This window comes from Acidovorax delafieldii (assembly GCF_007993815.1).
Lineage (GTDB): Bacteria > Pseudomonadota > Gammaproteobacteria > Burkholderiales > Burkholderiaceae_C > Acidovorax > Acidovorax delafieldii.
The window spans coordinates 410875-423756 of the sequence record NZ_VJWE01000012.1 but is presented as its reverse complement, the minus strand read 5'-3'; the positions used below and the strand labels follow the sequence as shown (position 1 = coordinate 423756).

General features: G+C 64.0%; 12 protein-coding genes. 8 read left to right on the top strand and 4 right to left on the bottom strand.

The window, feature by feature from the left end; all coding sequences use genetic code 11:
• Positions 1 to 6: 6 nt before the first annotated feature.
• The 8 genes from ATF69_RS11265 (at position 7) to ATF69_RS11230 (ending at position 9552) form a co-directional block, all read left to right on the top strand.
• Positions 7 to 225 carry a tautomerase family protein gene (locus tag ATF69_RS11265; protein ID WP_056062421.1) on the top strand — a complete coding sequence of 73 codons (219 nt, stop codon included), beginning with the start codon at positions 7 to 9 and terminating at the stop codon, positions 223 to 225.
• Positions 222 to 602: a nuclear transport factor 2 family protein gene (locus ATF69_RS11260; RefSeq protein WP_108499404.1), complete on the top strand. Its 381-nt coding sequence runs from the start codon at positions 222 to 224 to the stop codon at positions 600 to 602. Before ATF69_RS11265 ends, ATF69_RS11260 begins: the two co-directional genes overlap by 4 nt.
• Position 603: 1 nt before the next feature.
• Complete coding sequence (locus tag ATF69_RS11255; RefSeq protein ID WP_208758719.1) at positions 604 to 1704, top strand: MBL fold metallo-hydrolase; 1101 nt, start codon at positions 604 to 606, stop codon at positions 1702 to 1704.
• A 2-nt stretch (positions 1705 to 1706) separates the two neighbouring features.
• Complete coding sequence (locus tag ATF69_RS11250) at positions 1707 to 2693, top strand: catalase family peroxidase (protein ID WP_146870998.1); 987 nt, start codon at positions 1707 to 1709, stop codon at positions 2691 to 2693.
• Positions 2690 to 3370, top strand: a complete 681-nt coding sequence (locus ATF69_RS11245; RefSeq protein ID WP_146870997.1) for a DsbA family protein — start codon at positions 2690 to 2692, stop codon at positions 3368 to 3370. The genes ATF69_RS11250 and ATF69_RS11245 overlap by 4 nt, the downstream gene beginning before the upstream one ends.
• 273 nt (positions 3371 to 3643) lie before the next feature.
• Positions 3644 to 5494: a PAS domain S-box protein gene (locus ATF69_RS11240; RefSeq protein ID WP_146870996.1), complete on the top strand. Its 1851-nt coding sequence runs from the start codon at positions 3644 to 3646 to the stop codon at positions 5492 to 5494.
• Entirely contained in the window at positions 5491 to 5901 is a 411-nt protein-coding gene (locus tag ATF69_RS11235) for a response regulator (RefSeq protein ID WP_146870995.1), read from the top strand. The genes ATF69_RS11240 and ATF69_RS11235 overlap by 4 nt, the downstream gene beginning before the upstream one ends.
• Before the next feature lie 18 nt (positions 5902 to 5919).
• Positions 5920 to 9552 (top strand): EAL domain-containing protein, encoded by a 3633-nt coding sequence (locus tag ATF69_RS11230; protein WP_146870994.1) that lies wholly within the window; start codon positions 5920 to 5922, stop codon positions 9550 to 9552.
• Positions 9553 to 9672: 120 nt separating this feature from the next.
• On the opposite strand, the gene mmsB is transcribed toward ATF69_RS11230, so the two are convergent.
• The 4 genes from mmsB to ATF69_RS11210 all read right to left on the bottom strand — a co-directional run bounded on the left by mmsB (position 9673) and on the right by ATF69_RS11210 (position 12845).
• Positions 9673 to 10599 (bottom strand): 3-hydroxyisobutyrate dehydrogenase, encoded by a 927-nt coding sequence (mmsB, locus tag ATF69_RS11225; RefSeq protein ID WP_280179005.1) that lies wholly within the window; start codon positions 10597 to 10599, stop codon positions 9673 to 9675.
• 76 nt (positions 10600 to 10675) lie between these two features.
• The gene (locus ATF69_RS11220) at positions 10676 to 11077 is read right to left on the bottom strand and encodes a DUF488 domain-containing protein (protein WP_146870993.1); all 402 of its coding nucleotides are present in this window, start codon (positions 11075 to 11077) and stop codon (positions 10676 to 10678) included.
• 34 nt (positions 11078 to 11111) lie between these two features.
• On the bottom strand, positions 11112 to 11615 hold the full coding sequence (locus tag ATF69_RS11215) for a TfoX/Sxy family protein (RefSeq protein WP_146870992.1): 504 nt from the start codon (positions 11613 to 11615) through the stop codon (positions 11112 to 11114).
• A gap of 63 nt (positions 11616 to 11678) precedes the next feature.
• Positions 11679 to 12845 carry an acyl-CoA dehydrogenase family protein gene (locus ATF69_RS11210; RefSeq protein WP_146870991.1) on the bottom strand — a complete coding sequence of 389 codons (1167 nt, stop codon included), beginning with the start codon at positions 12843 to 12845 and terminating at the stop codon, positions 11679 to 11681.
• Positions 12846 to 12882 lie beyond the last annotated feature (37 nt).

The following is a 12882-nucleotide window of genomic DNA, read 5'->3' as shown; positions in this document are numbered from 1 at the left end:
ACTCCCATGCCTTACATCAAGATCCAGATCACCCGCGAGGGTGCATCGCGCGAGCAAAAGGCCCAGCTGATTCGGGGCGCTACCGACCTTGTCGTGCAGGTGCTCGACAAGAACCCTGCCACTACTTTTGTTGTGATCGAAGAAGTGGATACCGACCACTGGGGCATCGCGGGCGAAACCGTGACCGTGCTGCGTGAGCGGGCGAAGAAAGGCGGTGCGCAATGAGTAGTGCCGCTGACTTTGCCGCCATCCATTCGGTGCTGGAGCTGTACCTCGACGGCCTTTACCACAGCGACACAACGCGCCTGGCCAAGGTGTTTCATCCGCAGGCCCTGTACGCCACGGCGGTGGGAGAGCAACCCATCTTCTGGCGCATGGACGAGTACTTCCCGGTGGTGGATGCTCGCCCAGCCCCTGCGGCGAGCGGCCAAGCGCGTACCGACCGCGTGCTCTCCATCGACCTGGTAGGCCCCGTGACGGCACTGGCCAAACTCCAGTGCTCCATCGCGCCCAAACATTTCATCGACCTGCTGACGCTGCTCTGGCTGGACGGACGCTGGCAGATCGTCTCCAAGGTCTTTCATTACGACATCAGAGATTGACATGAATATTCTTCGACCTTTCTCCAAGCCGTTTCTCTCTTCAGTGGGCGGGCTGGCGCTGTATTGCGTCACTGCATTGCTGCTGGGTTTTTCTGCCAGCGCATCGGCTCACCAAGAGTGCGCGGCCCCAGGGTGTGCTGCTTCGGAGCCTTACCATGGAATGCCCGCGATTGCGGCCATTGGTGCACGCACCGGCAAGTACATGGAAATCCCCGAAGCTGCCAAGGGACCTAGCATTGACCCCGCGAAGGGTTATCGAATCCAGGAACTGGGGCGCGGCCTGTACATGGTGACCGACAACGTCTACCAGGCGATGTTCGTGGTGCACGAAAAAGGCGTAGTGCTGGCTGACGCACCGCCCCCGCTGGCCGGATTTATCGCGAAAGCCATCCGTGAAGTCACGGGCAAGCCGATCACACACATCATTTACAGCCATGCCCATGTTGACCACATCGGTGCAGCAGGGCAGTTGCTAGCCACGCTGCCGCGCCGACCTGTGATCATTGCGCACGAAGAAACCCAAACCATCCTGGCGCGTGCACGTGATCCCAAACGCCCGCTGCCCGGCGTCACCTTCCGCGACAAGTACACCCTCAAAGTGGGCGGGCAGCGCCTGGACCTCTCGTACCACGGCAATGGTCATGAGCCGGGGAACATCTTCATCCTGGCACCTGAGCAACGTACGTTGATGGTGGTGGACGTCATCTTTCCCGGATGGATGCCGTGGAGACGCCTTGCGCTGGCGCAGGACATCCCGGGCTACTTCAAGCAGGTCGAGAAGATCAAGTCGATGGACTTCGACTGGCTGGTTTCTGGCCATGTTGCACGCGCCGGTACCAAGACCGATGTCGCCATGCAACACGAGTTTTTGCAAGATCTCAAAGAGGCTGCCGGCAAGGCACTGCAGAACACGGCCTTGGGCGAGGGCATGGATGCCCGCGACCAATCCAACCCCTGGGCCGTCTTTGACAATTACATAGACCGTGTGGCGGCCCAATGTGTGAACGCGTTGACACCCAAGTGGGCTTCTCGCCTGGCGGCTTTTGATGTGTACATCTGGGACCAGTGCTTCACCATGGAGCAGAGCCTGCGGCTGGATTGAGCATGGCACTCAGAAACTACATCTACCTCATGTTGCTCGCGCTGGCCGTTGGGCAGCCGATGGCGGTAGTAGCCCAACCATTGACAGAGTCTGTGGACGCATTGGAGGCGTTGTTTGGCAAACACGCTGGCGTGCGTCGTACGCAGACGAAGGGGCTGTGTGCGAAGGGCTTCTTCATCGGAACTGCCGAGGCACGAGCACTGAGCAAAGCGACTGCTTTTTCGGGAGCCCAAGTGCCAGCCCTCGCTCGGTTTTCGGTGGGTGGGGGCAATCCCGGCGCGTCGGACAAAAGCCGCTCAACACGTGGTCTGTCGCTCAAGCTGGACCTTCCCGATGGGGCAGTCTGGATGCAGGCCAACCTGTCTGCTCCGGTATATTTTGTGAAGGACCCGGCGGACTTCGCTCCGTTTGTCCGATCCCGCGTCCCGGACCCGGTGACCGGCAAACCATCTCCGGAACGCTTGGCAGCATTCAACCTGGCTCACCCCGAGTCGTTGCGCCAGGGGAAATATCTGGCCGAGCGTTCTGCGCCTGCGAGCTATGTCACGACTCCTTATTGGGGCGTGAACGCATTCATCTTCCGGGCTCCGGATGACCAACGCCGCTTTGTGCGTTGGCGTTTTGAGCCGGAGGCGGGAGAGCAGCGATTGAGTGAGGAGCAGAGCATGCAGCTACCCGACGATTTTCTCGCGGCAGAGCTGAAGGAGCGACTTGCCAGAGGACCCGCTTCCTTCCGGTTTTTGGTGCAGTTGGCTGAAGACGCCGACGATCCCAGCGACCCGACCGTCGCGTGGCCAGAACAGCGTCGGCAGGTCACTGCAGGGCGCCTGGTGATTGAGAGCTTGTCCGAGTCTTCGACCTGCGAGCCCGTCCTTTTCAATCCCCTGGCTCTGCCGGATGGCATCGAACCTTCTGCCGACCCGGTGCTGCTGGCGCGTCCAGCCGCATATGGGATTTCATTCGGGCGCCGAATGGCGGAGCGCCAATGAACGCCGCCGCCAGCGAGCGACACCGCTTGGTGTTTGTGGGAGACCCCATGTGTTCATGGTGCTACGGCTTCGGACAAGAACTGTCCGAGGCACTGGCCCAGCGGCCCGAAATGCGGCTCGACATCGTCACTGGTGGTCTGCGTGCAGGGGCTACTGAGGTATTGGACGATGCCGGCAAGCGCTTGAGGTTGTTTCACTGGGCGAAGGTGGAAGCACAGACAGGCCTGAGCTTTGACCGAGAGGCCCTCCTGGCTCGGCGAGGCTTTGTATACGACACAGAGCCTGTCTGTCGCGCGGTGGTTGCCGCTCGGCTCAGTCAGCCGGGTGCAAACCTGTTGGCCATTTTTCGGGCGCTGCAAAAGGCTTTTTATGCCGACGGCTTGGACACGACCGATCCAGAAGTGCTGGTCGCCGTAGTGACTCAGGCTCTGTCGGTACAGGCGTTGGATGCCCAAGGGCTGCAGGAGTGCTTCGTGGCCGATGCAACCCTCCAGGTGACTCAGAGGGACTTTGCGCAAGCGCGTCGCTGGGGCATCACCAGCTTTCCCGCACTTCTGGGCAAACATGGCGAGCACCTGGTCCGCCTGGTGGATGGTTTTGCCAAAGCGCCCGTGTTGCTTGCGACCATAGATCGTTGGATGGATCAGACATCGATGACAGTCACACCCCGTGGCTAGCGGGGGAAAGTATGTGCAACGCCACAGATGGTGATGCCCACTTTGTGCAGCAGCGCTATTGATCAGCCCCTGTTGCATGCTTTCCGATTCTTCCCACAGCCTGCATGATCGCGCTGGCAATTCAGAGTTGGCTTTTTGAATCTTTCCCTCCTAAGATGGCCTGACGCTTCGGCATTGTTGGCATAAGCCTGATGTGTGCTTTGCCGAATGTGGCGAGCGTTGAAGGTCCCTGGAGCAGCTGACTCTCCAGGAAGCAGAAAGCGAGAGGGCCGCATGGCGACTGACTTTTCTGCCGGGTACTGGGAGCAAAACCCCGATGCATTGCTGGTGCTATCACCCCAGGGCGTGGTGCTGGAGTGGAACCCGGCGGCCGAGCTGATCTTTGGCTATTCGCAGGCCGAAGTGCAGGGGCGCTCAATCCTCGACCTGATCGTGCCCCAGGGCCGCGCACACGAAGAGGACCTTTTCCGTGCCGAGGCCCTGCGACTGGGCACTTCGGTGCAGGAGGCTGTGCGCCGTCGCAAGGACGGCTCGCTGGTGCATGTCAATGTATCGACCAAGGCCGTGTGCGATGCGGCCGGGCAGGTGCTGTACTTCTTGTCGAGCAAGAAGGATGTCACCCAGCTCAAGGTGCAGCGCGATGCCAAGCTGCTGGAGGCGCGGTTTCGCGACCTGCTCGAATCCACCCCCGACGCAATCGTGATGGTCAACGTGACCGGGCGCATCGTGCTCGTCAACTCGCAGGCCGAGCGCGTGTTTGGCTACCCCCGCTCCGAGTTGTTGGGCCAGGCGGTCGAGGTGTTGTTACCCCACCGCTACCGGGGTGCCCACCTGGGCCACCGCAGTGGGTTTTTTGGCCAGCCGCGCACGCGCACCATGGGCGCGGGGCTGGAGCTGCATGGCCTGCGCAAGGACGGTGGCGAGTTCCCGGTCGAGATCAGCCTGAGCCCCATCGACACCGAAGAGGGCACCATGGTGATGAGCGCCATCCGCGACATCACCGACCGCAAGCGCGCAGACCAGAAGTTCAAGGACCTGCTGGAGGCCGCACCCGACGCCATGGTCATCGTCAACCGCGAAGGGCGCATCGTGCTGGTCAACTCCCAGGCGGTCAAACTGTTTGGCTGGAGCCGCGATGAGCTGCTGGGCCAGCCCATTGAGTTGCTGGTGCCCCAGCGCTTCAGCGCCCGCCACCCCGACCACCGGCGCAACTTTTTTGCCGAACCACGTACCCGATCCATGGGCGCCGGGCTGGAGCTGCACGGTTTGCGCAAAGACGGCAGCGAGTTTCCGGTCGAGATCAGCCTGAGCCCGCTGGAGACGGAGGAAGGCCTGTTTGTCTCCAGTGCCATCCGCGATGTAACGGAGCGCAAGCGCATCGAGCAGGTGCTGCGCGACAAGAACCTGGAGCTGGAGAACGCAGCGCTGGTGAAAGACCGTTTTTTGGCCAGCATGTCCCACGAGCTGCGCACCCCACTCAACGCCATCATTGGCTTTACCGGCACGCTGCTCATGAAGCTGCCCGGCCCGCTCAATGCTGAACAGGACAAGCAGTTGCGCATCGTGCAGACCGGCGCCAAGCACCTGCTGTCGCTCATCAACGACCTACTAGATGTGGCCAAGCTCAGCGCCAACAAGGTCACGCTGAACCTGGAGCCCGTGGACTGCAAGACCCTGATCGAAGAAGTGTCTGCGACACTGGAACTGGAGGCGCGACGCAAGGGCTTGGCCTTTGCCGTGCATGCGCCGCCGGTGGATGTCTTGTTGCTCACCGACCGGCGCGCGCTCAGTCAGATTCTCATCAACCTCGTGGGTAACGCCATCAAATTCACGCAACAGGGGAGGGTGGATGTGGTGCTGCAGGAGTTGCTGCTGCCCACCGGCCGCGCCGTTCAGCTGCGGGTGCAGGACACCGGGCCAGGCATACCGCTGCAGGAGCAGCCCCGGCTGTTCGAGGCGTTTTCGCGGGTCGAGAGTGCGGACCGCCGCCACCATGAGGGCACAGGCCTGGGCTTGCACCTGAGCCGCAAGCTGGCCGAAGCACTGGGAGGCACCCTGGTTTTTGACAGCACCGAAGGCCTGGGCAGCACCTTCACTCTGCAATTGCCGGAGCCCCAGGCATGACAACCACCATCCATCCCGCCACCATTCTGGTCATCGAGGACGATGACGCAAGCCGCCTGCTGGTCACCTACCTGCTGGAAGCCGCTGGCCACCGCGTGCTGGCAGCCGAAAACGGCGCCGTGGGGCTGGACCTGGCCCTGGCCGAGAGTCCGGACATTGTGTTGTGCGACCTGCAGATGCCGGTGATGAACGGCTACGAGGTGGCTCGCGGCCTGCGCGCCAGCCCACGCTGGCGGGTGGTGCCACTGGTGGCGGTGACAGCCTTCTCAATGCCGGGCGACCGCGAGAAGGCCCTCGAAGTCGGCTTTAATGAACACCTGTCCAAGCCCATCACGCCCGAGACCTTTGTGCAGCAGATCGAGGCGTTTTTGGCTGGTGCCCACCCGGTTCCGCCCCAATCAGGTTGAATATCCAGCACGTACAGCATGGCAAAGATCCTCGTCGTCGATGACCTCCCCGCGAACCGCGCCCTGGTGGTGACCCTCATCGGGCACAGCGGCCACCAGGCGCTGGAGGCGGCTGATGGCGCCGAGGCGTTGGCCGTGGTCCGTGCCGAACGCCCCGACCTGGTGATCTCCGACATCCTGATGCCGACCATGGACGGCTTTGAGTTTGTGCGGCAACTGCGCTCTGAACATGGCCTGGCGGCCACGCAGGTGATCTTTTGCAGCGCCCACTATCACGAGGAAGAAGCCCTGCGCCTTGCCAAGGCCTGCGGTGTGACCCAGGTGCTGTTCAAGCCTTGCGAGCCGCAGGACATCCTGGCCGCCATCGAGCAGGCGCTCACGCAGATCCGCCACCAGCCATCGGTGGCGCTGGAGCACAGTTTTCAGACCCGCCACCTGCAGTTGATGACCGACAAGCTCACCGGCAACATGGCCGAGCTGGAGGCCATGAACCGGCGCCTGTCCGCGTTGACCGATCTGAACCTGCAGCTGGCCTCCGAGCGCGACCCGCAGGTGCTGCTGGCCAATGTGTGCCGAGGTGCGCGCGAGCTGGTGGGTGCGCAGTACGCCGTGTTGTGCGTGGTGCGCAAGCACAGCGACGGTGCCATCACCTGCACCAGCGGTATGGACCCGGCCCTGCAGAACGGACCGCTCGATCTGCCTGTGGTGTCGCATGGACTGTTGGGGCAGCTGCGGGCCGAACGCCGCCCGCAGCGCCTGGTGAACGCCGGAGGCGACCCTGTAGCGCTCGGCTTGCCCGCAGGCTATCCCCCGGTGCACACGGCAGTGATCGCACCCATCGTGTCGTTGTCGTTCTCCTATGGCTGGCTGTGCCTGGCCAACAAGCTGGGGGCCGATGCCTTCAGCGCCGATGACGAAAAAGTCCTCGCCATCCTGGGCGCCCAGGTGGGCCGCATTTATGAGAACGGCAGTCTCTACCTGGAGATCCAGCAGCACGCCGACCAATTGCAGGTGCAGGTGCAAGAGCGCCAGCGGGCCGTGGATGCACTGCGTGCCAACAAGGCCAGCCTGCGCCGGGCCCAGGCGCTGGCCAAGATATCCCACGTCATCAGCGGGCCCGATGGCGCCTTCGAAAGCTGGCTCGATACCTTGCCCGACATGCTGGGCCTGGACGAAAGCGCCATGCCCCGCTCGGCCCGCGAATGGCTGGCACTGGTGCACCCCGACGACCGCGACATGTTCCGCCGCCATGCGCTGCAGGCCGCCCACCTGGGCGCGCGCATGGATTTCACCTACCGGGTCCTGCGTGGCGACGGCCAGCCGCTGTACTTGCGCCAGGTGATGGAGCCGCTGGAGGACGAGGCGGGCCGTGGGGAGCTGGGCCGCTGGTTCAACACCATCCAGGACATCACCAAGGAAAAGCGCGCCGAAGAAGAACTGCACGAAAGCGACCGCCGCTTCAACGACATGCTCGACAAGGTCGAGATGATCTCGCTGATGCTTGACTGCGAAGGGCGCATCACCTACTGCAACGACTACCTGCTGCGCCTGACGGGTTGGCAGCGCGACGAGGTGTTTGGCCGCAACTGGTTCGATCTGTTCGTTCCACCCGAGATGGGCGATGTGCGCAGTGTTTTTGCTGACGTGCTGGCCGATCGGCCGTCGGCGTGGCACTACGACAACGAGATACTGACCCGCTCTGGCGGGCGGCGCCTGGTGCACTGGAACAACACCGTACTGCGCTCGGTGGGCGGGCAGGTGACCGGGGTGGCAGCCTTGGGAGAAGACATCACGGCGCGCCGGGATGCCGAGCGGCGCATCAAACGGCTCAACCGCGTGTACGCCGTGCTCAGCGGCATCAACACCTTGATCGTGCGCGTGCGCCAGCGCGACGAGCTGTTCCGCGAGGCCTGCCGTGTCGCGGTGGAGCACGGCCAGTTCAAGATCGCCTGGATCGGCCGCGTGGACCATGCTCTGCAAGAGGTGGTGCCGGTGGCGCTCGCCGGGGCCGGGGCGGAGTTCCTCATGCATGTGCGGCGCCGGTTGTGGCTCAGCGAAACCCCCAGGGAGGGCGAAAGCCTGAGCGCCAGCGTGGTGCGCACCCAGCAGGCCGCGGTGTGTGAAGACATTCAGAGCGACCCGCGCATTCTGGTGCCGCAGGAGCTGGCTGCGCGCGGCGTGGCATCCATGGCAGTGTTGCCCTTGCTGGTGGCGCACGAGGTGGTGGGCGTGATCGCCCTCTTTGCAGACGAAGCCGGGTTCTTTGACGATGACGAGATGCACCTGCTGACCGAGCTGGCGGGGGACATCGGCTTTGCCATGGACCACCTCGACAAGGAAGAGCGGCTGAACTACCTGGCGTACTACGACGACATCACCGGTCTGCCCAACCGCACCCTGTTCCTGGAGCGCAGCGGCCAGCACCTGCGGCCGCGCGAAGGGGCCAAGGCGCTGTTGGGCATGGGGCTCATGGACATCAGCCGGTTTCGGTTCGTCAACGACACCCTGGGGCGCCAGGAGGGGGACGAACTGCTCAAGCAGGTAGCGCAGCGCCTGCAACAAGCGGCGGGCGATGCGTACGACGTAGCACGCATTGGCGTCAACAGCTTTGGCATCGCCGTGACCGATGCGCGTGACGCGGGCGCGGTGGCGCTGGCGCTGGACGGGTTGATGCGGGCCTGTTTTGGTGCCCCCTTTGTGCTGGGCGGCACGGAGCTGCGCATGGCGGCCAAGGCCGGTGTCGCGCTGTACCCCATGGACGGTGCCGATGCAGAAACCCTGCTGCGCAACGCCGAGGCGGCACTCAACAAGGCCAAGGCCTCGGCCGACAGCCTGCTGTTTTACACCTCGGAGATGAACACCCGCGTGGCCGAAGCCCTGAGCCTGGAGGGCCGCCTGCGCGACGCACTGGAGCAGGGCCAGTTTGTGCTGCACTACCAGCCCAAACAGCACCTGGCCACGGGTGCCATCGCCGGGGCCGAGGCCCTGATCCGCTGGAACGACCCCCGCCGGGGGCTGGTGCCGCCCGCGCAGTTCATACCCATTCTGGAAGAAACCGGCCTGATCTACGACGTGGGCCGCTGGGCGCTGCGGCAGGCCCTGGCCGACAACCTGCGCTGGCGCCAGGCGGGGCTGGCGCCCCTGCGGGTCGCCGTCAATGTGTCGTTCTTGCAGCTGCGGCACCGGGGCTTCATTGCCGAGGTGCGCGACGCCGTGGCCCACGACGCAGGGGCGGCCGCAGGGCTGGAGCTGGAGATCACCGAAAGCATGGTCATGGACGATGTGCAGCACAGCACCGCCAGCCTGCATGCGCTGCGCGAGATGGGCATCACCATTGCCATCGACGACTTTGGCACAGGTTTCTCGTCACTGAGCTACCTGGCCAAACTGCCGGTGGATACGCTCAAGATCGACCGGTCCTTCATCCTGAACATGGCCTCAGGCCCGCAGGGCGTGGCGCTGGTGTCCACCATCGTCAACCTGGGGCACTCGCTGGGCCTCAAGGTAGTGGCCGAAGGTGTGGAGACCGAGGACCAGTCCCGGCATCTGGCGCTGCTGGGTTGCGACGAGATCCAGGGGTATCTGCTGAGCAAGCCGGTGCCTGCCGAGGTGTTTGAGGCGCAGTTCCTCCAGACCCTGATGGCGAAATAGCGGGCAAAAAAATGCCGACCTGCAGGTCGGCATGGTGGGTGCGGCGTGAGGCCCTCGGTGGATGAGGGGGCCGCAAAGATCAGCAGCGCCCCCAGTCCTCGGTCCTCAGCGTATTTGCTTTCAGCCTTTTTGCACCATCTTGATGATGCTGGAGAAGTCCAGCGCGCCGTGGCCTGCCAAGCTGTGCGCCGCATACAGATTGCGCGCCATCCCCCCCAGCGGCGTGGCGGCCTTCACCGCCATCGCGTTCTCCTGCGCCAAGCCCAGGTCCTTGAGCATCAGGTCCGTCCCAAAACCGCCCGCGTAGCCCTTGCTGGCAGGGGCGGTTTCCATCACGCCGGGGAAGGGGTTGTACTTTTCCAGCGCCCAGTTGCCGCCCGAGCTGCGGCGCATGATTTCGCTCAGCACTTTGGGGTCCAGACCGTTGGCTACGCCCAAGGCAATGGCCTCGCTGGTGCCGGCCATCAAAATGCCCAGCAGCATGTTGTTGCAGATCTTGGCCGTTTGGCCTGCGCCCACGCTGCCTGCGTGGAAGATGTTGGCGCCCATTTTTTCGAGCACGGGGCGGGCGCGTTCCAGGTCGGCAGCGTCGCCGCCCACCATGAAGGTGAGGGTGCCTGCAATGGCGCCGCCGGTGCCGCCCGACACGGGGGCGTCGATAAAGGCCACGCCCTTGGCCTTGGCGGCTTCGGCCACCTTGCGGGAGGTGGCGGCTGCGATGGTGGAGCAGTCGATGATCAGCGTGCCCGCAGGCAACTGGGCCAGCAGCTCGCCCGCGCCGAGGAACAGGCCTTCCACATGCTGGCTGGCGGGCAGCATGCTGATGACGACTTCGGCGCCTGCGACTGCCGCCTTCGCGTCGGCGGCGATGGGCACGCCGTCTGCGGCCAGCTTGTCGCGGGCGGGTTGGGAGAGGTCGAACGCGCGCACTTCGTGGCCTGCCTTGTGCAGGTTGTGTGCCATGGGGCCGCCCATGTTGCCGAGGCCGATGAATGCGATTTTCATGGTGTGTTGCTCCTTGATGTCGTTGTGATGGTGAAAGGGAATGGGTGCAGCTTTGTTATGAATTTGATAGCTATAAAGGCTTATCCATTGCGCGGTAGCGGCCTAAAAAGCTTGAAATCTAGGGGCTGATGTCGGCCCCACGCTGGGCCAGCTCGGCGCGCAGCACCGAGCGGTGGCAGCGGGCTTCGTCCTCGCAGTAGCAGCCCAGCGACATCGCGCTGTGGCGCGACAGCGCGGCCAGCAAGTCGAGCGTGCGGCTGGCCTCGGGCTGGGCCAGTTCTTTGCGGAACTGTTTGGCGAATGCCTCCCACGCCTTGTCGCCTTCTTGGCCGGTGGGCACCTGCTGGCCCTGGGCCATGAGGTCGGCGCTGGGGGAGAGCAGGGGGTACCACACGTCGTAGTAGTCGCGGCTGGCGAACTCGGCCTTGGGCACGCCACGCGGCGGGCGGCGCACGGTGCCGATGCGGGTGCCTTCCCCGGCGGCGCGCGGGGTGCCAAGGCGGACGATGCGAAGGGACATGGTGGGGCTCCGGGTGGGTGGGTGTAGGGGCGAGTCAGTCGTCGGCTTCGAAGATGCTGTGCTTCTTGGCGGTCGGCTTTTTGGAGAGGGGCTTTGCGGCTTTGGCAGCGGCACCTTTTGTGCGCGCGCCTGTTGCTGTGACTTTCTTCGGCGTGGCGGGCTGGGCTTTGGCGGCACCCCTTTTTTTCTTGGGCGGTGCAGCCTTGGCGTGCGGGTTGTAGGCCAGCGCTTCGTCAATCCAGAAGCTCCACTGCGTCCGGGTAGAAAACCCATTGGGCTCCACCCAGAAATAGCCCTTCATCCCCCCGCCCGGTGAGAGTTCGCGCGTGTTCTGCATTTCCTGCAGCTCGCCGTGCCGCTCCGGCGGCAAGCGCACCAGCAGCTCCTCGCCCTTGACTGCGATGCACATCTTGCCGTCCACGAAGAAGGCGTGCGTTCCAAACAGGGCGCGTTCTTCCACGTCACTGCGGTGCGCTAGCGCCGTGCGCACGGCGTCGATCAGGTGCAGGGTTTCGTCAGACAGCGGGCGGGTGGGCATGGTGAGAGCTAAAAATGCCGGTAGCGCAAGTGCAATATGCCTGGGTAGCTATGAATGTTGTAGCTACCGGATGGCCTCTGTGGCATCTCCATCCAGCATGCGCCGGGCAATGATCACCCGCATGATTTCATTCGTGCCTTCCAGAATCTGGTGCACGCGCGCGTCGCGCAGCAGGCGCTCCAGCGGGTATTCGCGGATGTAGCCGTAGCCGCCGTGCAACTGCAGGGCGTCATTGATGACGGTAAAGCCTGCATCGGTGGCAAAGCGCTTGGCCATGGCGCAATAGGTGGAGGCGTCGCGGGCACCAGCGTCGAGCTTGTTGGCGGCCAGGCGCACCATCTGCCGCGCGGCCACCAGTTCGGTCGCCATGTCGGCCAGCTTGAACTGCAGCGCCTGGAAGCTGGCGATGGGTTTGCCGAACTGCTTGCGGTCTTGCATGTACTGCTGGGCGGCGTTGAGCGCGCCTTGCGCCGCGCCCACCGAGCAGGTGGCGATGTTGATGCGGCCGCCGTCCAGGCCCTTCATGGCGATTTTGAAGCCTTCGCCCTCGCGGCCCAGCAGGTGGTCGGCGGGGATGCGCACGTTGTCGAAGCTGATAGTGCGCGTGGGCTGGCTGTTCCAGCCCATCTTCTGTTCCTTCTTGCCGTAGCTGATGCCGGGCGTGTCGGCGGGCACGGCAAAGGCGCTGATGCCGCTGGCGCCGGATTGCGCATCGCCCGTGCGGGCCATGAGCACCAGCACGTCGGTGCTGCCTGCGCCGCTGATGAAGGCCTTGGCGCCGTTGATGACGTATTCGTTGCCGACCAGCTCGGCGCGGGTCTTGAGCGATGCGGCATCGGAGCCCGCGCCGGGCTCGGTGAGGCAGTAGCTTGCGAGCTTTTCACCCGTGGTGAGCAGCGGGCCCCAGTGGTCGCGCACGGCGGGCGTGGCCCAGGTGCCCAGCATCCAGGTGGCCATGTTGTGGATGGTGATGAAGGCGGTGGTGCTGGGGTCCACGGCCGCCATTTCTTCAAAGACCAGCGTGGCGTCCAGGCGGGGCAGGGCGAGGCCACCGGCGACTTCGGGCGCGTACAGGCCACAAAAGCCCAGCTCGCCCGCCTTGGCGATGGCCTCGCGCGGGAAGATGCCTTCTTCGTCCCAGTGCGCGGCGTGGGGTGCGAACTCAGCTTGTGCAAAGTTGCGGGCCGTTTGGGCAAAGGCGCGTTGTTCTTCGGTGAGTTCAAAGTCCATGGTGTTCTGTCTCTTGGCTTTTTGTTGTTCTGGCGGC

What these genes read in the sequence shown, in the direction of transcription:
- ATF69_RS11265 (WP_056062421.1), top strand. Translation starts at nt 7, where the DNA reads ATGCCTTACATCAAGATCCAGATCACCCGCGAGGGTGCATCGCGCGAG.
- ATF69_RS11210 (WP_146870991.1), bottom strand. Translation starts at nt 12,845, where the DNA reads ATGGACTTTGAACTCACCGAAGAACAACGCGCCTTTGCCCAAACGGCC.
- ATF69_RS11250 (WP_146870998.1), top strand. Translation starts at nt 1,707, where the DNA reads ATGGCACTCAGAAACTACATCTACCTCATGTTGCTCGCGCTGGCCGTT.
- ATF69_RS11230 (WP_146870994.1), top strand. Translation starts at nt 5,920, where the DNA reads ATGGCAAAGATCCTCGTCGTCGATGACCTCCCCGCGAACCGCGCCCTG.
- ATF69_RS11240 (WP_146870996.1), top strand. Translation starts at nt 3,644, where the DNA reads ATGGCGACTGACTTTTCTGCCGGGTACTGGGAGCAAAACCCCGATGCA.
- ATF69_RS11255 (WP_208758719.1), top strand. Translation starts at nt 604, where the DNA reads ATGAATATTCTTCGACCTTTCTCCAAGCCGTTTCTCTCTTCAGTGGGC.
- ATF69_RS11235 (WP_146870995.1), top strand. Translation starts at nt 5,491, where the DNA reads ATGACAACCACCATCCATCCCGCCACCATTCTGGTCATCGAGGACGAT.
- ATF69_RS11220 (WP_146870993.1), bottom strand. Translation starts at nt 11,077, where the DNA reads ATGTCCCTTCGCATCGTCCGCCTTGGCACCCCGCGCGCCGCCGGGGAA.
- ATF69_RS11260 (WP_108499404.1), top strand. Translation starts at nt 222, where the DNA reads ATGAGTAGTGCCGCTGACTTTGCCGCCATCCATTCGGTGCTGGAGCTG.
- ATF69_RS11215 (WP_146870992.1), bottom strand. Translation starts at nt 11,615, where the DNA reads ATGCCCACCCGCCCGCTGTCTGACGAAACCCTGCACCTGATCGACGCC.
- ATF69_RS11245 (WP_146870997.1), top strand. Translation starts at nt 2,690, where the DNA reads ATGAACGCCGCCGCCAGCGAGCGACACCGCTTGGTGTTTGTGGGAGAC.